The organism is Candidatus Bipolaricaulis anaerobius (assembly GCF_900465355.1).
In the GTDB taxonomy this organism is placed as follows: Bacteria; Bipolaricaulota; Bipolaricaulia; order Bipolaricaulales; family Bipolaricaulaceae; genus Bipolaricaulis; species Bipolaricaulis anaerobius.
Map to the genome: position 1 here is coordinate 38,207 of NZ_LS483254.1, position 19,987 is coordinate 58,193.

The 19,987-nt window shown below is 69.4% G+C and carries 20 protein-coding genes and 1 tRNA gene; 7 read left to right on the top strand and 14 right to left on the bottom strand.

Annotation, left to right across the window (positions count from 1 at the left end; translation table 11 throughout):
* Positions 1-17: 17 nt before the first annotated feature.
* The 9 genes from BARAN1_RS00175 to BARAN1_RS00215 form a co-directional block, all read right to left on the bottom strand.
* Positions 18-869, bottom strand: a complete 852-nt coding sequence (locus tag BARAN1_RS00175) for a BtpA/SgcQ family protein (protein WP_122031723.1) — start codon at positions 867-869, stop codon at positions 18-20.
* Positions 866-1,837, bottom strand: a complete 972-nt coding sequence (locus BARAN1_RS00180) for a carbohydrate kinase family protein (protein ID WP_157959325.1) — start codon at positions 1,835-1,837, stop codon at positions 866-868. The genes BARAN1_RS00175 and BARAN1_RS00180 overlap by 4 nt, the downstream gene beginning before the upstream one ends.
* A complete protein-coding gene (locus BARAN1_RS00185; protein WP_122030343.1) occupies positions 1,834-2,727 on the bottom strand; it encodes an ABC transporter permease in 894 nt (297 codons plus the stop codon). Before BARAN1_RS00185 ends, BARAN1_RS00180 begins: the two co-directional genes overlap by 4 nt.
* On the bottom strand, positions 2,724-3,872 hold the full coding sequence (locus tag BARAN1_RS00190; RefSeq protein WP_122030344.1) for an ABC transporter permease: 1,149 nt from the start codon (positions 3,870-3,872) through the stop codon (positions 2,724-2,726). The genes BARAN1_RS00185 and BARAN1_RS00190 overlap by 4 nt, the downstream gene beginning before the upstream one ends.
* Positions 3,869-5,476 (bottom strand): ABC transporter ATP-binding protein, encoded by a 1,608-nt coding sequence (locus tag BARAN1_RS00195; RefSeq protein ID WP_122030345.1) that lies wholly within the window; start codon positions 5,474-5,476, stop codon positions 3,869-3,871. Before BARAN1_RS00195 ends, BARAN1_RS00190 begins: the two co-directional genes overlap by 4 nt.
* 86 nt (positions 5,477-5,562) lie before the next feature.
* Complete coding sequence (locus tag BARAN1_RS00200; protein WP_231944263.1) at positions 5,563-6,732, bottom strand: BMP family lipoprotein; 1,170 nt, start codon at positions 6,730-6,732, stop codon at positions 5,563-5,565.
* A 389-nt stretch (positions 6,733-7,121) separates the two neighbouring features.
* The gene (locus BARAN1_RS00205) at positions 7,122-7,562 is read right to left on the bottom strand and encodes a response regulator (RefSeq protein ID WP_231944264.1); all 441 of its coding nucleotides are present in this window, start codon (positions 7,560-7,562) and stop codon (positions 7,122-7,124) included.
* Positions 7,552-9,423 (bottom strand): ATP-binding protein, encoded by a 1,872-nt coding sequence (locus BARAN1_RS00210; protein ID WP_122030348.1) that lies wholly within the window; start codon positions 9,421-9,423, stop codon positions 7,552-7,554. Before BARAN1_RS00210 ends, BARAN1_RS00205 begins: the two co-directional genes overlap by 11 nt.
* Before the next feature lie 62 nt (positions 9,424-9,485).
* Positions 9,486-10,160: a Crp/Fnr family transcriptional regulator gene (locus BARAN1_RS00215; RefSeq protein ID WP_122030349.1), complete on the bottom strand. Its 675-nt coding sequence runs from the start codon at positions 10,158-10,160 to the stop codon at positions 9,486-9,488.
* Positions 10,161-10,247: 87 nt separating this feature from the next.
* On the opposite strand from BARAN1_RS00215, the gene BARAN1_RS00220 reads away from it, so the two are divergent.
* A tRNA-Leu gene (locus BARAN1_RS00220) sits at positions 10,248-10,335 on the top strand.
* Positions 10,311-11,189, top strand: coding sequence for a DUF1848 family protein (locus BARAN1_RS00225; RefSeq protein ID WP_122030350.1), 879 nt, complete (start codon positions 10,311-10,313; stop codon positions 11,187-11,189). Before BARAN1_RS00220 ends, BARAN1_RS00225 begins: the two co-directional genes overlap by 25 nt.
* Here BARAN1_RS00225 and BARAN1_RS00230 read toward each other — a convergent pair.
* Together BARAN1_RS00230 and BARAN1_RS06555 are read right to left on the bottom strand one after the other, a co-directional pair.
* Positions 11,186-12,187: an MraY family glycosyltransferase gene (locus BARAN1_RS00230; RefSeq protein WP_162297722.1), complete on the bottom strand. Its 1,002-nt coding sequence runs from the start codon at positions 12,185-12,187 to the stop codon at positions 11,186-11,188. The two genes, BARAN1_RS00225 and BARAN1_RS00230, sit on opposite strands and share 4 nt — an antisense overlap.
* Positions 12,175-13,497 carry a hypothetical protein gene (locus BARAN1_RS06555; protein WP_162297723.1) on the bottom strand — a complete coding sequence of 441 codons (1,323 nt, stop codon included), beginning with the start codon at positions 13,495-13,497 and terminating at the stop codon, positions 12,175-12,177. The genes BARAN1_RS00230 and BARAN1_RS06555 overlap by 13 nt, the downstream gene beginning before the upstream one ends.
* Positions 13,498-13,574: 77 nt before the next feature.
* On the opposite strand from BARAN1_RS06555, the gene BARAN1_RS00235 reads away from it, so the two are divergent.
* Positions 13,575-14,057 carry a methylated-DNA--[protein]-cysteine S-methyltransferase gene (locus BARAN1_RS00235; RefSeq protein WP_122030352.1) on the top strand — a complete coding sequence of 161 codons (483 nt, stop codon included), beginning with the start codon at positions 13,575-13,577 and terminating at the stop codon, positions 14,055-14,057.
* Here BARAN1_RS00235 and lptB read toward each other — a convergent pair.
* The 3 genes from lptB to BARAN1_RS00250 form a co-directional block, all read right to left on the bottom strand.
* Positions 14,030-14,746 carry an LPS export ABC transporter ATP-binding protein gene (gene lptB / locus BARAN1_RS00240; RefSeq protein WP_122030353.1) on the bottom strand — a complete coding sequence of 239 codons (717 nt, stop codon included), beginning with the start codon at positions 14,744-14,746 and terminating at the stop codon, positions 14,030-14,032. The two genes, BARAN1_RS00235 and lptB, sit on opposite strands and share 28 nt — an antisense overlap.
* Positions 14,730-15,353, bottom strand: coding sequence for a hypothetical protein (locus BARAN1_RS00245; RefSeq protein ID WP_122030354.1), 624 nt, complete (start codon positions 15,351-15,353; stop codon positions 14,730-14,732). The genes lptB and BARAN1_RS00245 overlap by 17 nt, the downstream gene beginning before the upstream one ends.
* A 95-nt stretch (positions 15,354-15,448) precedes the next feature.
* Positions 15,449-17,038 (bottom strand): CTP synthase, encoded by a 1,590-nt coding sequence (locus BARAN1_RS00250; RefSeq protein WP_122030355.1) that lies wholly within the window; start codon positions 17,036-17,038, stop codon positions 15,449-15,451.
* A 94-nt stretch (positions 17,039-17,132) separates the two neighbouring features.
* Here BARAN1_RS00250 and secG point away from each other — a divergent pair, with 94 nt between their 5' ends.
* From secG to rdgB, 4 genes are read left to right on the top strand one after another with little or no spacing between them, the layout of a single operon-like run.
* Positions 17,133-17,363, top strand: coding sequence for a preprotein translocase subunit SecG (gene secG, locus BARAN1_RS00255; protein ID WP_122030356.1), 231 nt, complete (start codon positions 17,133-17,135; stop codon positions 17,361-17,363).
* A gap of 4 nt (positions 17,364-17,367) precedes the next feature.
* Positions 17,368-18,357, top strand: a complete 990-nt coding sequence (locus BARAN1_RS00260) for an ABC transporter ATP-binding protein (protein ID WP_122030357.1) — start codon at positions 17,368-17,370, stop codon at positions 18,355-18,357.
* Complete coding sequence (locus tag BARAN1_RS00265) at positions 18,354-19,391, top strand: ABC transporter ATP-binding protein (protein WP_122030358.1); 1,038 nt, start codon at positions 18,354-18,356, stop codon at positions 19,389-19,391. Before BARAN1_RS00260 ends, BARAN1_RS00265 begins: the two co-directional genes overlap by 4 nt.
* The gene (gene rdgB, locus BARAN1_RS00270; protein ID WP_122030359.1) at positions 19,388-19,981 is read left to right on the top strand and encodes an RdgB/HAM1 family non-canonical purine NTP pyrophosphatase; all 594 of its coding nucleotides are present in this window, start codon (positions 19,388-19,390) and stop codon (positions 19,979-19,981) included. The genes BARAN1_RS00265 and rdgB overlap by 4 nt, the downstream gene beginning before the upstream one ends.
* The last annotated feature ends 6 nt before the right edge of the window (positions 19,982-19,987 follow it).

Genomic DNA, 19,987 nt, shown 5'->3' on the forward strand with positions numbered 1-19,987 from the left:
CCAGGGAAGGGGCAACGCTACCCCCGCCCGGACCGGGCCGCGGCCACGAACCGCACCACCCGCTCCTCATCCACCGGCGCGGTCGGATCGCCCCCGCGCTTGAGGCTCGACCCGACGATGACCCCGTCCGCCCACTGCAGGAAGTGGGCGATGTTCTCCTCCGTCGCCCCCGATCCCACCAGGACCGGACGGTGGGCGAGCTCCTTCGCCGCCCGCACCTTCTCCCCAGCGGGGGCATCCCCGGTCATGCGGCCGGAGACGATGAGGGCATCCGCCCCGTAGAACTCGGTCCACGCGATGTGGGTGGCGAGGTCGATCCCCGGGAAGCGGACGGCGTGCTTCTTGTCCACATCGCAGAGGAGCTTGATGTGCTCGGCCCCGAGTTCCTTCCGCTTGCGGAGAAGCTCGGCGGCACAGCCGTGGTCGAACTCGCCCGTGTCCCACACCTGGGCCCCGGTGAGGAGGCACACCCGGATGAACGCCGCCCCACAGGCGACGGCGATGGCCAGCGCGACCACGCCCCCGTTGTGGACGACGTTGATCCCCACCGGGACCGAGACCTCCTCCACCACCGCCCGAGCGGCGACGGCGTGGCACGCGCTCTCCTCGGGGGGCACGGCCCGCCCCACGTGGTAGGGGAGGTCCCACATGTTCTCCACGATCAGCCCGTCCACCCCGCCCCGCACGAGGGCCCGCGCATCGGAGAGCGCCGCCGCGATGATCTTCTCCATCCCGTAGCCGGCGTACCCCGGCGCGCCGGGGAGCGGCCACAGGTGGACCATCCCGATCACTGGAACCTCCACCCCACAGAGGTCGCCAAGCGACGCGATCCTTAGCCCATCCCAGCGCTCCTTCCACTCCGCGCTCATCGTCCCTCCTTCCGCCAGTGGGTCTCGATCCACCCGGCAAGGGTACTCCCCCGGTCGAGGAGGGCCAGGAGGTCGCCCCGCTCGGGCAGGGGTCCCCCTGCCCCATGCCGGACCGCGGCCGCACCGAGGAGGTTCCCGAGCTCCCCCACCTCCTCCGGCTCCCAGCCGGAGAGGACCCCCACGATCGCCCCGGCGTTGAACGCATCCCCGGCCCCAGTCGTGTTCCCCACCTCGACGGGGTGACCGGGGACGCACGCCCCGCCGCAAGGGCCCTGGACTAAGCACCCATCGCGATCGAGCTTCACCGCCACCCAGCCCACCCCACGGCGGCGGAGCTCCGCGGCCCCGGACCACGGATCGTCGTGCCCCGTGAGGTCGCGGATCTCGTGCCGGTTGGGGAGGAGGAGGGCGAAGGCCGACAGGGGATCGCGGTCGCCCCGCACGGTGCCCGCCATCGCTCCCGGGTCGAGGCTCAGGGGAATCCCCTCCGCCTGGGCACGGGCCACGGCGCGCTCCGCCGCGGCGCGCTCGGCCCCCCCACGCCATGCATAGCCGGAGACGTGGAGCCAGTCCACCCCAGCGAGCCAGGACCCCGGAATCTCCTCCCACCGGAGATCGCGCGCCGCGCCAGGCGAGGCGAGGAGGGTCCGTTCCCCGCCAGGGTGGATGAGGGCGAAGCAGAGGCCGGTCGGCCTCCCCGCGATGCGTTGGAGCCACGTCGGGGGGACACCGTCCCGGATGAGGGACTGCAGGAGCCAGTCCGCGAACGGATCGTCGCCCACCGCCGCCGCGAGGCGCACCTCGCACCCGAGCGCCGCGAGCCAGCGGGCGGTGAGCGCAGCCGATCCCCCCACCGCCAGTGCGGCGTCGGCATGGGCCTCTCCCCCCGGGGGAGGCACGGCCCCGACCCGGATCGTCACGTCCGCGTTCAGGTCGCCCAGAACGGCGACGACCGGACGGCGGCTCACTCGCGCTTGTAGGGCTCCCCGAGGGCCTTCGGGAACCGGACCCGCCCCACGACCCCCGACACCACGAGGAGGGTCACGATGTAGGGGAGCATGTCCACGAACTGCCACGGGATCGGCTTCGTGGGCAAGGTCTTGATCCACGTGGCGAGGCTCTGGAAGAACCCAAAGATGAGCCCGCCCACCAAGGCCAGGATCGGGTTCAAACCGCTGAACACGACCGTGGCCAGGGCGATGAACCCCCTTCCCGCGGAGATCTCCTTCGTCACCGACCCGAACCAACCCACGGACAGGTACGCCCCGGCGAGGCCGGCGAGCGCGCCCCCGAACGTGGTCGCCAAGAGCCGGGTCAGGTGGACGTTGATCCCCGCGACGTCCGCCGCCTCGGGGTTCTCCCCCACCGCCTTCAGAATGAGCCCGGCCCGGGTCCGCCTGAGGAACCAGTGGGTGAGGAACGGCACCACGAGGGCGACAAAGATGAGGGGGGACAGCGCCCCCAGCGGCGTGTGCAGCTTGGCAAGCTGCGCCTCCGCCGGGACAGCGTGGAACCCGGGCGCCCCGAGCTTGATGAGCCCGAACGCCACAAACCCCATCGCGAACAGGTTGATCCCGATCCCGGCGATCATCTGCGTCCCCTTCCAGTAGGTGCAGATGACGGAGAACACGAACCCAATGGCCATCCCCACGCCCATCCCTGCGAGAAGTCCCACAACCGGCCCCCCCGCCTTCGCCCCGAGGGCCCCCACGAACGCGCTGATGAGAAGGGCCCCCTCGAGCCCGATGTTGAACAGCCCTGCTGTCTCCCCGATGATCTCCCCGATCGCGGTGAGGGTGATCGGCACCATCGCGTGCAGCGAGATCCTCAGGAGATCGAGGACGTAGCTCCAGTTCATGCTCCCTCCCTCTCCGTCGCCCGATCGCGGCGGAACACCCCGCCGAGCTTGCGCACGCTCCGCGCGATCGCCGGGAAGACCCTCACCAGTTCAGGGATCGCCATCGCGATCACGATCGCCCCCATCACCACCCGCACCATCTCCAGCGGCACGGGGTTCGAGCCATAGAACTGCATCACCCGTCCCCCGGCATTGAGGCCGCCGAAGAAGAGGGCCGCCACCAGGATCCCGATCGGGTGGTTGCGGCCCATCATCGCCACCGCCATCCCGTCGAACCCGAGGTTCATGAGCTCGGGCAATCCGCTGATGATGGCGTAGGTCGGGGGGAGGCCCATCGTCGTCGCCGCCCCGGCCAACCCCGCGCCCACCCCTCCCAGGGTGAAGCTGAGGAGGATCGTGCGGTTGATGGAGATCCCCCCGTAGCGGGCCGCCCGGGGGTTGAGCCCCGCCGCCCGCACCTCGTAGCCGGTGGCGGTGTGCCAGAGGAGGAAGTACACGAACAGGGCGAACGCCACGGCGAGGAACACGGAATAGGAGAGGTCCGTCCCCCGCACGAGGATCGGGAACCGCGCCGACAGGGGGACCTGCACCGTGCGCTGCCCCTGGCGCGCATCCACGAGGACGTAGGCCACGAGGTAGAACACGAGGAACCGGGAGATCCAGTTGAACATGATCGTCGAGATGACCTCGTTGACCCCCCGGGTCAGCTTGAGAAGCGCCGGCCCCAGGCTCCACAACGCCCCGGCGATCGCAGCGAACAGGATCCCCACGAGGAGGTGTACCCCCGCGGGGAGCTTGAAGTACGCCACACACACCGCCGCTGCCGCCCCCACGTACATCTGGCCCTCGGCCCCGATGTTGAACATCCCCGCCCGGACGCAGATCGAGAACGTGAGCGCGGTGAGGATGAGCGGCACGCCCCGCGCGATCGAACTGGCGATCTCGTAACTGCCGCCGTAGGCGCCCCGGAAGAGGGCCCAGTACGCCTTCCACGGGTCGTAGCCCCAGATGTACATGAGGAGGGCCCCCACGAGGAGCCCCAGCACCGCCGCGAGCACTGACTCCAACACGGGATGGAGCCCGGTGAGCGTGCGATGCACCCCCCGCAGGAGCCGCCCCCCTGACCGAGCCTCGTGTGCCGTCATGCCTTCCCCCCTACGCCCACGCCGCCCATGAGAAGCCCCACCTTCTCCCGGTCCAGCTCCTCCGGCCGGGCGACGGCCATGAACTTCCCCTCGTACATCACCGCCACCCGATCCGATAGCGCCAGGACCTCATCCAGGTCCGCGGACACGAGGAGGATCGCCCGTCCCCGGTCCCGCATCTCGACCAAGATATCCCGGATGTACTGGGCCGCTCCCACGTCGAGGCCCCGCGTAGGCTGGGAGGCGATCACGATCGCCGGATCCTTGGCGAGCTCCCGCCCCACGATCAGCTTCTGCTGGTTCCCGCCCGACAGGCTCTTCGCGGGAGCGCTGGGGCCGGTGGCCTGGATCTCGAACCGCTCCATGAGGGACCGCACGTGGGCGTTGATCTTCCGCCAGCGGAGGATGGACAGGGGCCCCCGGAACTCGTCCCACCGGTGCACCCCCAGGATCGCGTTCTCGGCGAGGGTGAACGGGAGGACGAGCCCGAGCACCCACCGGTCCTCGGGGATGTGGGCCACGCCGAGCTCGTAGATCTGGCGAGGGTCGAGCCCAAGGATGTTCCGCCCGTTGATGGTCGCGATCCCCTTCAGGGCGGGGCGCAGGCCGGTGAGGGCCTCCACGAGCTCGGTCTGCCCGTTCCCTTCCACCCCCGCGATCCCGAAGATCTCCCCGCCGTAGACGTCGAATGTGAGGTCGTGCACGGCCACCGGCTTCGTGTCCCCCGCCACGGAGAGGCCCTCGACGTGGAGCACCCCGGGCCCCTGCTTCCCCTCGCCCCGTTGGCGGGCGTGCGCCGGGATCTCGTCGGTGGAGAGCTCCACCGCGCGCCCCGCCCTCGTCTCCAGCGCCTTCCCCACCATGAGCTGGGCGAGCTCCTCCGCCGTCACGGCGGACGTGCGCACGTCGCCCACCACCTCCCCCTTGCGCAGGACGACGACGCGGTCCGTGATCAAGCCCACCTCCTTCAGCTTGTGGGTGATGAGGACGATCGCCTTCCCTTCGTCCCTGAGCCGCCGCAGGAAGCGGAACAACTCATCCACCTCAAGCGGGGTGAGCACCGACGTCGGCTCGTCGAGGATGAGGAGGCCCACGTCCCGCGACAGGACCTTGAGGATCTCCACCCGCTGTTGCTCGCCAACGGCGAGCTTCTCCACCGGGACATCGAGGGGGACGCGGAGCCCGCTCTCCTCCATCAACGTCTCGAGCTTCGCCCGGGTCTGGGCGAGCTGGAGGGGCGCAAACGGCCGCTCCTGGGACAGGGCCACGTTCTCCACCGCGGTGAACGTCCCCACGAGGGCGAAGTGCTGGTGGACCATCCCGATCCCGAATTCCAGGGCCTCCCGCGGGCTGGAAAACCGCACCGGCCCCCGCGGGGACACGACGCGTCCCTTGGTGGGGGGAAGCAGGCCCGACAGGATCTTGGTGAGGGTCGTCTTGCCGGCCCCGTTCTCCCCGAGGAGCCCCAGGATCTCGCTCGGGCGGAGCTCAACGGTCGCCTCACGCAGGGCCACTGTGCCATCGGAGTAGATCTTGGTGATCCGCTCCGCCCGAAGGAAGTACCCGTTCTCCGCTATAGCGCTACGGCTCGAACTCTCGCTCATGCGGGCGCCCCCAGTCACAAAGGAAACGAGGGGAGAGGGAACGCTACGCTCCCTCTCCCCGTCAGTTCAACGTACCACCGTGGGCCTTACGGCGCCCCCAACGTGTACTGGGCGCGGACAGCCCGCAACTCCTCCACGGTGTCCGCCGTCGGAACGACGATCGTCCCGTTGAGGATCCCCGCTTCCAGCTCGTCCACCGCTTCCCAGATCCAACCAGGGACCGTCGCCCGGTTGGCGAGCCAGTTGGCGATCGTTTGATCGCGGTCCTCCGGCTTCATCGCGCCGCCGCTGATGCCGAACTCGATGAAGTCGAGGAGGTCCTGGTACTTGCTGATCCCCACACCGCCCTCCGCGAGGCCGAGGCTGGTGATGCCGCCCGTGAACGTCCCCTTGACCACAGCTTCAACAGCGCTGTAGCAGCCGACGTCCACCCGCTTCATCCCGCTCGCAAGCCCGTGCTTGCCAAGCCCCATCCAGTCTTGGTTAGCGTCCACGCCGAAGTAGTACGGCGGGCCGGACTCGGTTCCCTTGTTGCGGTGGTACTCGGTGATCGCCTCAAGGTCGCCGATCCCGAGCGGACCAGCGACGTTGTACACCGCAACCGCGCCCTGGGCGAGCATGGCCTCGGTGGCCGCCTTCCCCAGCGCGATATCGCTGAACGAACCGGTGTAGGTATAGAGGAGCCCGACGGGGTTGGTCCCGAGGACCTCCGCCGCCCGCTTGTTCCCCCAGTCAATGCCGAAGCGGTATCCGGCCTCGAAGTGGTACAGGACCGGGATCTCGATCCCGAGGACGATGCCCACGTTCGGGTAGCCGTAGTGGGCCCCGGCCAGCGCCCCCAGCGCCCCGAGGAGCGCGCTCATCTCGTTCTCGCGGAACACGATGCTCATCACGTTCGGAGCGTCCACGACCGAGTCGATGATCGCGAACTTCTGGTCAGGGAACTCCTGGGCCGCCTGGGCGAGCGCGTCCCCGAGGAGGAACCCCACGCAGATGATGAGGTCATACTGCCCGGTTCGGGCGAGGTTCCGCAGGTTCGGGAGGTAGTCCGCCGCGGTCGCGCTCTGGACCTCGACCATCTCCAGCCCGAAGTCCCTCGCCGCCTCGTCCGTGCCCTTGAACCCCATGTCGTTGAACGAGAGGTCGCCCCGGCCTCCGACGTCGAGGACCACGGCCACCTTCCCCTTGAGCGCCTGCCCCATCGCCGGCGCCGCCATCAACGCCACGACCAGTGCCAAACCTAGCCACTTGCGCACTGAGAATCCCCCCTTGTCGAGATGTCCCGGGCGTCCGTGCCCGGTCGGCCGATTCTACCGCCCCCCGACGGCCCCGACAACGGAGGAGAGGGGAGAGGCTAGACTGGACTCAGACGACGCAACGACGCGGCGCGCCCCGTCAAGAGAGGGGGGAGGGACCGAAGTCCCTCCCCGAGGCGAGGAACAGGAGGCCTGGAAGCAGCTCTCGACCGGGTGTCGTACCGATTCGAACGGCAGCCGCGCGGGTTGGAACCCCTGGTCGGCCGGCACCTTGCCTTGGACCCCTTGGTCGTGGCCCGTGATCGAGATTACGTTGCCCCCGCAGGCGACAAAGGACAGGGCGCACCCCGCGAGGCCGCGTGCGCGCCCACAAACACGAACCGGTGACCCTAGTCCGGAACGCGGACGATGCGCCAGTAGTCCCAGACTGTGTTCAGGAGGCGATCGAAGTCATCCCGACTCGCCGGCTTGTTGAGGAACCCCGCCGCGCCGGAGTCGTAGGCCCGGGCCATCTCCTCGTCGGACGTGGACACGGTGAGGACGACCACCGGGATCTTCCGCAGCTTCTCGTCCTCCTTGATCCGGTCGAGGACGGTCTGGCCCTTCACCTTGGGCAGGTTCAGGTCCAACAGGACCAGGTTCGGGCGCGGGGCATCCTTGTACTTTCCTTTGCGGAACAGGAAATCGAGGGCCTCCGCCCCGTCCTGAACCCAGTGCAGGTCGTACCGCGTCCCGGCCTTCTCCAGACCGCGCACGGACCTCTCGATCAGCTCGTAGTGGGACTCGTCATCCTCCACCACGAGGACGATCATTCGCCGTTCAACGGGCATCGCTCTCCACCCCTTTGTTCGCCGGCACCCGGGGGATCGTGAAGTTGAACGTGGTCCCCACGCCGACCTCCGACTCCGCCCATATCCGCCCGTCGTGCTCTTCCACGATGCGACGGCATATCGCCAAGCCAGCCCCGGTGCCTTCGGTTTTGCTGTCCAGCTTCTCGAAGATCTTGAAGATGATGTCAAGGTAGTCGGCCTCGATGCCAGGACCGTTGTCCCGCACGTAGAAGAGGTATGAGTCCCCGCGATAGGGCTTCCATCCCAGTTCCACCGTCGGCAGCGCCTTGTCGTTGAACTTGATCGCGTTCCAAATCAGGTTCTGAAAAACGTCCCGCAGGAGCGAAGGCACCGCCCACACCCGCGGCAGGTCGGCGGCGATCGTCACGCTCACCGACTTCAGCCGGTCGCCCAGGTCTTCGCACACTTCCTGGACCAGCCTCCCCACGTCCACCTCTTCGTAGCGCGACGAGTCCACCCGCATCTGGGAGAACTTGGTGAGGTCCACGATCAGTTGGTCCATCCGCTTCAGCCGGCCCTGCGCCTTCGCGAGGTCCGCCCGCACCTCGGCCGGGAGCTCCCCGTCGCTGTGGCGATCGAGGATCGACGTGAGGTACCCGAGCGCGGTCCGCGTCGGGTTGCGCAGGTCATGCGACACGATGTCGCTGAAGTTCTTCAGGTTCCGATTCACCTCATCGAGGTGGGCCTTCTCCTGGCGCAGGGCATCCTCCAACCGCTTGAGCTCGGTGATGTCGGTGTAGTAGTCGATGCGGCCGCCCCGGTAGCGGGCGGTCTCGATGGGGATGGACCGGTACTGGATGACCCTCTCGTGGCGCCCCGCTCCCGAGCGGATGCGCGTGACGAGGGGCTCCACCGCGGCCCCTGACCGGTAGGCATCCTTGACGAGGGCGGTGTACTCCTCTCCGTTGTCGAGGGCCTCGGCGATCCGATCCCGCACCCTCTCCGCGGGGAGCCCCACCAACGCCTCGCGATCCACCCCGAAGAACTCCTCCACCGCTTGGTTCGCCCACAGGACGCGCTTCCCCTCGTCCCACAGGATGATCCCCAGGTCGAGGGTGTCAATCCCGTCCTCGATCAAGAACCTGTACCGCGCTTCCTGTTCGCGCAGCTTGTGTTCGAGGGCCTGGACCTCGGAGCGGTCCTGGGCCTCGAGCACGGCCACCGTGCCCGTGACGCGCCGACCCTGGATGTCCACGGTGATCGCCCGCCCCCCCTGCGACAGGAAGCGGAGGCGCTCCTGGCGCAGCTCCCCCCGTTCGAACAGCGTCTTCAGGAGATCCTTGAAATGGTCGATGTCCTCGGGATGGACGTACTCCGAGATCTGGAGCGACTGGCGCCCCGGCCATCCCAAGAGCTCCTGGGATCGACGGTTGCGGCGGCTCACGTTCCCGCGGTTGCTCATGACGTGGATGATGTTGAGAGAGTTCTCGTAGAACTCGCGACCGTAGCAGTCCTCGAGACGTTCGTGGATCTCCCGGCGGTGCGACCGTTGCTCCCACAGGTAGCCCACTCCCCGGCCGAGGACCGCGATGCCCGCGAACAGGAGGGGGATCACCGCCCCCATCATCGGTTGCGGGAGCATGAACTCCGGGATCACCAGCACCGGGAGGGCCAGGAGCCCTGCCCCCACCCAGGCGATCGCCGTCCCCAGCCAACCGAGGAGGAACGAGGCGCTGAACAGGGCAATCCCCACCAGCGTAAGGAGGACCGAGAGGTTCCCGCCGAGGGCCATCGTCCACCCGGCAGGGATCGCGGTGCCCCACACCAGGGCCGCGCACCCCGCGAACAGCCCGGCGACGATCCACACCCGCCGCCGGTGGGTCATCTTCTCTCGTGACATCGCTCGACTATCCGCGTTCCGGGGCCCCCGGCCAAGGACACGGGTCACCCCGGGGCCAGGGGTCAGATGATGACGGCTTCGTCGCTCGGGACCGTGAACGGCTCGATGAGGCGCTTCAGGTAGTCCTCTTTGAGGACGGAGATGCGCCGGTTGTCAATGGCCACGATGCCGCGGGATTCGAGCTCCCCCAGCGTGCGGATCGCGGTCTTGGACGAGACGCCGGCCATCTCGGCGAGCTCGGCCCGCGACAGCTCAAGCTGAAGCCGATCGAGGGCGAGGATGAGGCGGGACAGCCGCTCCTTGGAGGAGGCATACGACCGCTCAGCGAGCTTGTTCTGGAACGCCTTCAGCTCCTGGGAGATGTGCTCGAAGAAGCGGAACACGGTCTTCGGGTAGTGCTCGAGGAAGTAAAAAAAATCGCCGCGCTCGATGAACCCGATCTTCGAGGGGATGAGGGTCTTGGCGTACGCGTTGTGGAGGCCCTTGTCGAACAGGGTCGTCTCCCCAACAAGCCCGCCTGGCCCGACGATCTTCAGGATCTGGGATTTCCCCTTGGAACTGCGCTTGACCAGCTTGACCGCGCCGGAGAACACGAGGTAGAACCCGAACGCCGGGGCCCCCTCCATGAACAGGAGCTCCTCTGCCCCATAATCGATGGTGCGCACGAGCCCGCCCAGCTTCTTCAGGTCATCCGGCTTCAGGTCGGCGAATACGCGGAAGTTCTTGAGCTCGTCCATGTCCCTCACCCGGGTGACAGTCTACGGATGGCGGGGAGCGGCGTCAAATCTTGTGCCCCCGTTCCCCACCCCATAGAATGGGGGCGAGCCGGGGTGGCGGAATTGGCAGACGCGCTGGACTCAGGATCCAGTGGGGTATCCAACCCTCGTGTGGGTTCAAGTCCCACCCCCGGCACAGACGTTCCGCGGCGGGTCATCTCCGCCTCCCGTCGCACCGACCTCCCGCGGTGGTACCTGCCCTGGCTGCGAGCGGCCCTCCAGGCGGAGGAAGCGACGGTCCACCTCCCCTACGGCGGGTGCCGCACCGTCTCCCTGCGGCCGGAAGCGGTCCACACGGTTGTGCTGTGGTCGAAGGACTACTCGCGCCTCCTTGCGGACCGCAAGCTGCGGGTGCTCCTCGGGCGGTACGACCAGGTGGTCGCCCACTTCACCGTGACCGGGCTTGGCGGGACCTGGATCGAGCCAGGCGTCCCCCGCGCAGAGGCGGCGATCGCCCAACTCCCCGAGCTCGTCGCGCTGTGCGGGGGCCCGGAGCGGGTGGTGGTGCGGTTCGATCCGATCGTCCACTGGCGGAAAGGGGCACGGATCGAGAGCAACGCCCCCTGGGCGGAGGCCCTGTTCCGCGCCTGCGCCCGGGCCGGGGTCCGCGACCTCCGGCTGAGCACGGCCACCCTGTACGGGAAGGTCCTCCGCCGCGGGGTGGCCTGGTACGACCCCTCCCCGGAGGAGAAGCACGCGATCGCAGCCCACCTCATCGACCTCGCCCAGAGCCACCGGCTCGCCCTCGGCGCGTGCGCCGACCTCGCCCTCGAGAGTGCCGGGATCGCCCGCGTGCCGTGCATTGACGGGATGCGCCTCACCGCCCTCCATCCCCAGCGGCTGGCGGCCTCATCGCGACGGGATCGCGGACAGAGGGCGCACTGTCTGTGCACGGAGAGCGTGGACATCGGAGGGTACGGGATGCGGTGCCCCGGAGGCTGCCTCTACTGCTACGCCAATCCAGGGGTGAATCGGTCGCGCTGCCGCTAGGCGAACGAGCCCGCGAGCACGCCCAGCAGGGCGAACGCTGCCTCAAGGAGCCACAGCCGGACGACGACCTTCGGCTCCGGCCAACCCGGGCTCCGGATGCGGTGGGGCCACGCCACCTCCCCCTCCTCGAGGTGGTGATGGAACGGGGCCATCTTGAACAGGCGCACCCCGGTCAGCTTGTAGCTCATCACCTGGAGGATCACGGACAGGGCCATCACCACGAACAGGCCGCCGGTGAACGGGAGGAGGAACACGCGGCCCGAGGCGAACGCGATCCCGAACAGGAACCCCCCAAGGCCCATCGAGCCCACGTTCCCCAGGAACACGCGCGCCGGGTAGGCGTTCGCCCACAGGAAGCCCGCCCCTGCCCCGAGGGCAGCGAGGGCGATCCCCCCAAGCTCGGTCCCACCTCCGGCGAGGAGGAGCCCAAGCACGGAAAGGAGCCACGCCCCGGTGGCGAGGCCATCGAGCCCATCGGCGAGGTTGACGGCGTTGACCGTGCCCATGAACCCGACGACGACGAGGGGGATCCAGGCCCCCACGGGGAGGGACGACAGGGGGAGGCTCACGGCGGAGAAGGGGATCGCCAGCCCTACCTCCCCGAGGGTCGGCACGAGGAGGCAGAGGAGCCCAGCACCGAGCGCCTGGGTGAGGAGCGTCTGGTGGGGGAAGAACCCGACCGAGGTCCCCCGGCGCTGGGAGCGGAGGTCGTCGAGGAGCCCGACCACCCCCCCCAAGCCCATGGACAGGAGCACGAACGCCCCTCCCGCGGATGGTCCGGGGCCGAGGGCCCATAGGATCCCCGTTCCGGCGAGGATGAGGGCGAGTGGGACGATCCCCCCCATCGTCGGGGTGCCGGCCTTGCCCCGATGGTCCGCCGGCCCCTCGGGGCGGATCCTCTGCCCGGCGCGGATGCACCGGGCGAACCGCGGGCTCGCCCATCCCGCGACGGGAAGCATCGCCAGGGCGAGGATCAGCCCCAGCGTCAGGTCTTCCACCGCCACTCCCCCTCCGCCGCGAGGAGGCCCCTCCGCACCTCGTCCGGGTCGCCACCGGCCAGGACATGCCGCACCGCCCGGAACAGGTCGTAGGCCGAAGTGAGGATGAGCCCGTGGTCCCGACATCCGCGCCCTACGGCCTCCGCCCACTGCGGGCCCCGCCGCCGGGGATCGAGGCGCGGCTCGGCGAGGCAGACGAGCATCCCGCGCCCATCCCCGTTCCCCTCGCTCCGCCACCGGTCGAGGTCGAGGAGGAGGGCCCGGTGTTCCTCCGGCCCCACTGGGCCGAACAGGGACAGGGCCACCCGCACGAGGAGGTCCCCGTCGGGGGAAGAGGCGAGGGCCGTGGCCGGGGCCGCGCCGCGGGGGGAGGTGGTGAACCCGAGCCGGTCGAGGGCCGCCTGGACGGCCTGAGCGAGCCCCTGGGACCCGCGGGGGGCAAGGAGGGCGCGGAGGAGGTCGTAGCCCAACCGCCTCTCCCCAAGTTCCTCCTCCCTCCGGCGGAGCCCCTCCCGCTCCCGGGCGAGGGCCTCCTCGTCGCGGCGGAGGTCCTCCTCGCCGGGGAGGCTGTAGCCAGAGATCCAGTCCGGAAGCTCCACCGGCAAGGGCTCCCTGAGGAGGGCGCCGACGAGGGGGAGGAGGCGGTCGCCCATCTCGGCCGGCGACGCGCCGGGGAATGAGGGGAGGAAGAGGATTCGCCCCGTCCCCACCGCGAGGTCCCACGCCACGACATCACCGACCCGGTTCGTGGCCAGCACCCGCCCGAACGCGGCGAGGGGGGCGCCCAGGGTCGCCACGAGCACCGCCTCGTACCCGAGCGGCCCCAGCGCCCGCAGGTACGGGGCCGCGGGATGGGGCTCGTCGGCCAGGGCGAGGTCCCGCCCCCGCCGGGGGATGAACCGCAGCCCATGAGGGAGGCCGAGGTGGTGGGGGCCGGAGACGAGGGACGTGCGGGGGAGGAACGCGTACCGGTCGAGGCGGCGTGGGGGGGAACCCGCGATCTCCACCCCCTCCCCCGGTGGCCGGACCCGGACCACAACCACCCCTCCCCCCCGGAGGAGGAGGTCCTCCACCTCCGCGCGCCGGGCGGACAGGAGGTGATCGAGGGCTCGCGCCAGCCCGAGGTCCCGCCCAGGATGGAGGCGCCACACCCCATCCGGCTCGAGGGTGGCGTGGGATTCCCACAGGGAGGGCAGGGGCTCAGGGTCCACGAGGACGGCGTCGTAGCTCGCCAACGAGTCAGCGGAGGCGAACTCCGCCTGCGTCACCCCCGGCCCGTCGATCTCCCACCCCAGCGCGAGAACCCGCATCGCGGCCATTGTACGGACACGGGCTGAGGGGGCCAATTCCCGTTGCCCCCGACCGCCCGGATCGTTACCCTCCCCCCATGGCCTGGGCCCTGATCGCCACTCCGTGGGGGGAGTTCTCCGCGCGCGGGGAGGGGGCGAACGTGGTTGAGCTACGGTTCCCCGGCTCCCCGGGTGGGGAGCTGGGGCCGCGGACGCCGATCGTGGAGCAGCTCGCCCGCGAACTTACAGAGTACCTCTGCGGCACGCGGCGGAAGTTCGGGGTCCCCACCCGCGCCGGCGGGACTCCGTTTCAGCAGGCAGTGTGGAACGAGCTCGTGAAGATCCCGTACGGCACCACGATCACTTACGGGGATCTCGCAGCCCGGGTGGGACGGCCCCGCGCGGCGCGGGCAGTGGGGCAGGCGGTGGGGGCGAACCCGATCCCGATCCTCATCCCCTGCCACCGCGTCCTTCCCGCTGGAGGAGGCGGGGGCGGGTTCAGCGCAGGGGAGGAATGGAAAGTACGCCTCCTCGCCCTCGAGGGAGCCTCCCCCTACAGGGAGAAAGCCTCCCCGAGGTAGGCGAGGCGGGCGGCGGGGTTGGCGAGGACCTCGCTGGGCGTCCCGGCGCAGAGGAGCTCGCCGCGGTGGATCAGGTACGTCCGATCCGTGGTGCGGAGCGTGTCGCGCACGTTGTGGTCGCAGATCGCGATCCCGATCCCCGATCCGGCGAGCCGGCGCAGCAGGGCCGCCAGTTCGGCCACGGTGAGGGGGTCCACGCCCGAGAACGGCTCGTCGAGGAGGAGGAACGTCGGCTGGGCGACGAGGGCCCGCGCCACCTCAACCTTCCTCCGCTCTCCCGCGGACAGTTCCCCCACCGGGCGGCTGAGGAGGCCGGTCAGGCCCAGCTCCCCCACCACCGCCTCCACCTGACCGTTCCAGGGAAGCCGGAGCCCCTCCAGGGCCAACCGCAGGTTCCCCCGCACCGTGGAGCGGAGGAACACCGACGGCTCCTGAGGGAGGTAGTGGATGCCGGCCCGCGCCCGAAGGTAGAACGGAAGGCGCGTGATGTCGCGGCCGTCCAGCCGCACCGTGCCGGAGGTGGGGCGGAGGAACCCCACCAGGAGGTAGAGGGTCGTCGTCTTCCCCGCGCCATTGGGACCGAGGAGCCCCGTCACCTCACCGGCGCGGAACAGCACCGTGAGCCCGTCCACCGCCCGGCGGCGACCGAACGACCGGACGAGGTCGAGTCCCTCAAGGAGCTCGGACAAGATGCGCTTCCCTCACCTCAATCCTTCCCTCATGGGGCCACGCCATGAGCGCCGTCCCCCCGAGCGTCACCCCATGCCCGGTCGCCGTGACGTCATCCGCCACGAGCTGATCCCCCCCAAGCTCGTACCGCCCCGTCTCGAACGCAAGCTGCCATCCCGCGAACGTCACCTCAGCGTCCACGAGGTGGACCGCCTCCCCGAGCTGCCACCGCGCTTCCGTTGCCGACAGGGCCACCCCCCGTCCCTCGGCAGTGAGGCCCCCGAGCACGAGCCCCCCCTGCCACCGCGCCTCGCGGCAGGTGAACGAGAACCCCTCCCCCTCCCCCACGATCGGCTCCGCCGCCAGGTCATCGGTAGAGAGGGCCCACTCCCGCCCGTACCGATCAGCCCGGATCCGGGGAGCCCGCAAGATGACGGTGGGCGCCCCGTCGTGGTAGAGCTGAACCTGAACACGTTGGCCTTCCCAGCCATCGCCGACGCGGGCGAGCGCCTCCATCCGCAGCTCCCACTTCAGCCGGCCGGCCTCGTCGTACACGGTCAACCAGGGGGCCTCCGCTTGCACCGACTGAGCGGAGGCGGGCACCGAGAACAGGATCGCAATCGCCACGGGCAAGGCTCGGAACGGCCCGCCGCGCCTAGACCGCCGATCCCAGACAGCGGAGGACGGGTCCAGTGGCTTTCCGCCTGCGGCCCCGATGCCCCCTAGGCGAGGCATGCGCGGACGAACCCCAGGAACAGGGGATGGGGAGCGAGGGGGCGGGAGCGAAACTCCGGATGGTACTGAACCCCGACGTACCACGGATGGCCCACCGCCTCCACCGCCTCGACGAGCCGACCATCCGGGGACAGGGCGCACGGCCGGAGCCCCGCCGCGGCGAACGCGTCGCGGTAGTGGGGGTTGAACTCGTACCGATGCCGATGTCGCTCCCCGACCTCCGTCGTCCCGTAGGCGTCGTGGAGGAGGGTCCCCGGGACGATCCGCATCGCGTACTCCCCGAGCCGCATCGTCCCCCCCTTCGCGGTGACCGTTCCCTGATCGGGGAGGAGGCCGATCACCGGGTAGGGAGCGTGCGGATCGAACTCGGTGGAGTTCGCCTTCTCCCACCCCAACGCCTCACGGGCGAACGCGATCGTCGCCACCTGCATCCCAAGGCAGATCCCGAAGTAGGGGATCCCCGCCCGCCGGGCGTAGCCCGCGGCGAACACCTTCCCCTCGACCCCCCGCTCCCCGAACCCGCCCGGGATGAGGAGCCCGGCGTACCCGGCGAGGGCCCGCTCCCGGTCCCGCTCCACCTGGCCCGATGGGATCCACCCCACCTCGACCCGCGTGGCGAGCGCCGCCCCGGCGTGGTGGAGGGCTTCGAGGATGGACAGGTACGCATCGCGGAGCTCGACGTACTTGCCGACGATCCCGATCCGCACCGTTCGCTCCGGGCTCCGGAGGCGATCCACAAACGCCTCCCATGCGGTGAGGTCCCACTCCCCCGCCGCCAGGCCCAGCCGGGCGAGGAGCTTCTCGTCCAGCCCCTCCTCCCGCATCACGAGGGGCACACCATAGATCGTGGGGAGATCGGGGCTCGCGATCACGTGCTCGTGGGGGACATCGCAGAAGAGAGCGATCTTGTCCCGCAGGCTATCCGGAACCTCGATCGGACACCGCGCGACGATAAAATCGGGTTGGATCCCCGCTGTGCGGAGCTCCTTCACCGAGTGCTGGGTTGGCTTCGTCTTCAGCTCCTGCGTGGTGGAGAGGATCGGGAGGTAGGAGAGGTGGATCACCGCCACGTCGGAGCGCGGGAGCTCGTCGCGCAGCTGGCGGATCGCCTCGAGGTAGGGGAGGCCCTCGATATCGCCCACCGTCCCCCCCACCTCGACCACCACCACGTCGGCCCCCGTCGCATCCACGGCGCCACGGATGCGGCGCTTGATCTCGTCGGTGATGTGGAGGATGACCTGCACCGTGTGGCCGAGGTAATCGCCGTTCCTCTCCCGGGTGATCACGTCCCAGTACACCTGCCCCGTGGTGAGGTAGTTCGCCGCGCCGAGATCCTGGCCGAGGAACCGCTCGTAGTGGCCGATGTCGAGGTCCGTCTCCAACCCGTCCCTCGTCACGAACACCTCGCCATGCTCGTAGGGGTTCATCGTCCCCGCATCCACGTTCAGGTACGGATCCACCTTCTGCAGGGTGACCTTCACCCCCCGTGCTTGGAGGAGGCACCCCAGCGAGGCCGTGAGGACCCCCTTCCCGAGGCCGGATACCACACCGCCGGTGACGAACACGTACTTGGGCACGGATCCCCATTGTAGCCGCACCGGCAACGGGGCGCCGCACCGCGGTTGCGCCCCAAGAGTCGCTCGCTATAATGCCGACCCGGAGCGTGATGGGATGGCAGCATTGAAGATCGTGCTACAGATCGTGTTCCTCCTCGATGCCCTCGCCCTGATCGGCCTCGTCCTCCTCCAGATGTCGGAACACGCGTCCATGGGAGGGGCGTTTGGGTCCGGCATGGCCGGCACCGTGTTCGGGCGCGACGTGACGAGGGATCCTAAGAAACTCGCCACGGGCGTCCTCGGGGGGGCGTTCCTCGCCCTCGGCCTCCTCCTCGCCGTCCTCTAGCCCGATGCCCCTGATCGAACTCCGCGACCTCCACACCTACTTCTACACGGAAGATGGCGTCGTAAAAGCCGTGGACGGCGTGTCGTTCGCGATCGAACGGGAGAGGACGCTCGGGGTAGTGGGGGAATCGGGGTGCGGGAAAAGCGTGACCGCGCTGTCCATCATGGGCCTCATCCCGATGCCGCCGGGGAAGATCGCGGGGGGGAAGATCTTCTTCCACCGCAACAGCCATCCCATCGAGCTGACGGCGCTCAACCCCAAGGGCCGGGAGTACCGCTCGATCCGGGGCAAGGAGATCGCGATGATCTTCCAGGAGCCGATGACGTCCCTGAACCCCGTGTTCACGATCGGCTACCAGATCATGGAGGCGATCCGCCTCCACCAGAAGGCGGGGAAAAAGGAGGCGCGGACGAAGGCGATCGAGATGCTGAAACAAGTGGGGATCCCTCTTCCCGAACAACGGGTGGACGAGTACCCTCATCAGCTTTCGGGCGGGATGCGGCAGCGGGCGATGATCGCGATGGCCCTGTCGTGCAACCCGGCCCTCCTCATCGCCGACGAGCCGACGACCGCGCTCGACGTGACGATCCAGGCCCAGGTCCTCGATCTGATGCGCGACATCCAGCAGAAGTTCCGCACCTCAATCATGTTCATCACCCACAACCTGGGGGTGGTGGCGGAGATGTGCCAGGACGTGGTGGTCATGTACCTGGGGAAGGTCGTTGAGCAAGCCCCGGTCCGCCCCCTGTACCACGACCCCAAGCACCCCTACACCCAGGGGCTCCTCCACTCCATCCCATCGCTGGCGTCGAGGAAGAAGAGGCTTGAGCCGATCACCGGGGTCGTGCCCGATCCGCTGGATGCTCCGCCGGGGTGCCCGTTCAACCCGCGCTGTCCGCACGTGATGGAGCCCTGCACGAGGGCGATGCCGCCGCTCGGGGAGATCGCCCCCCACCATCAGGTTGCCTGTTGGCTGTACAAGGGGAACGCATGACCACCACCCAGGCTCTAGACGAGGGGATCCTCCTCCAGGTGAAGGGGCTGGTGAAGTACTTCCCGGTGAAAAAGGGCGTGTTCCGGCGCACAGTGGGCTGGGTCAAGGCCGTGGACAACGTGGACATGTTCATCCCGCAAGGGGAGACCCTCGGCCTCGTCGGGGAGTCCGGGTGCGGCAAGACGACGTGCAGCCGGACCATCCTCCGCCTCATCGAGCCCACCGCCGGCGAGGTATGGTTCCGCTCCAAGGCCCTCGACGCCATCGTGAACGTGCCCCAGATCAACCGCCGCCAGCTGAAGCTTCTGCGCCGGGAGATGCAGATCATCTTCCAGGACCCGTACTCGTCCCTCAATCCGCGGATGACGGTGGGGGCAATCGTCGGCGAGCCCCTCCTCGTGCACCGGGTGGCGCGGGGGCAGGAGATGCGCAACCGGGTCGCTGAGCTCCTGGAGGCGGTGGGCCTCAAGCCGGAGCACATGCGGCGCTACCCCCATGAGTTCTCGGGCGGCCAACGCCAGCGGATCGGGATCGCCCGGGCGCTCGCCCTCGATCCGCAGCTCGTGGTGTGCGACGAGCCGGTGAGTGCCCTCGACGTCTCGATCCAAGCCCAGGTCCTGAACCTGCTCGAGGACCTCCAGGACAAGTTCGGGCTCACGTACCTGTTCGTGGCCCATGACCTGTCCGTGGTGAAGCACATCTCGGACCGGGTGGCGGTGATGTACCTCGGGGTGATCGTCGAGCTCGCCCCGACGGAGACGCTGTTCACCCACCCGCTCCAGCCCTACACCGAGGCCCTCCTGTCCGCCGTGCCGGTCCCCAACCCGGACTACGAGGCAGACCGGATCCTCCTCCAGGGCGACGTGCCGAGCCCGGTCAACCCTCCCTCCGGCTGCCGGTTCCACCCCCGCTGCTCCTACGCAAAAGAGATCTGCTCCCAGGAGATTCCCCCGCTCGTGGACTATGGGGACAAGCACTACGCCGCCTGCCACTTCGCGAACTCCCTTTCGCTCCGCGGCGTAAAGGTGGCGTGAGGGTCCTCGTCGGGACCACCAACCCCGGGAAGCTCCGCGAGATCCGGCACATCCTCGGGGAGGTCCCGGGGATCACGTGGCTCACCCCTCACGATGTCCCCTGCCCTGAGGTGCCCGAGACCGGGCCGACGTTCGCGGCCAACGCGCGCCTCAAGGCCCAGACGATCGCCATCGCCACCGGATACGCGACCCTCGCCGAGGACTCGGGCCTCGCGGTGGATGCCCTCGGGGGGGCGCCCGGGGTGCGCTCAGCGCGGTACGCGGGCGATCCTCCCGATCCCGCTGCGAACAACCGCAAGCTCCTCGCGGCCCTGGCGGGCGCGACCGACCGCCGCGCTCACTTCCGGACCGTGGCCGCCCTCGCCCTCCCCGATGGCCGCGTCTGGACCGCGGAGGGCGTGCTCGAGGGGACGATCGCGGAGGCCCCGCGGGGGCACGGTGGATTCGGGTACGACCCCCTGTTCATCCCCGCGGGGGAGAGGCGCACCCTTGCGGAGATGTCCCCCGCGGAGAAGGACGCGATCTCCCACCGCCGCCGGGCGCTCGAGGGGCTGCGGCCGGTGCTGGCCGCCCTGGGGGAAGACGGGTAGTCCGTA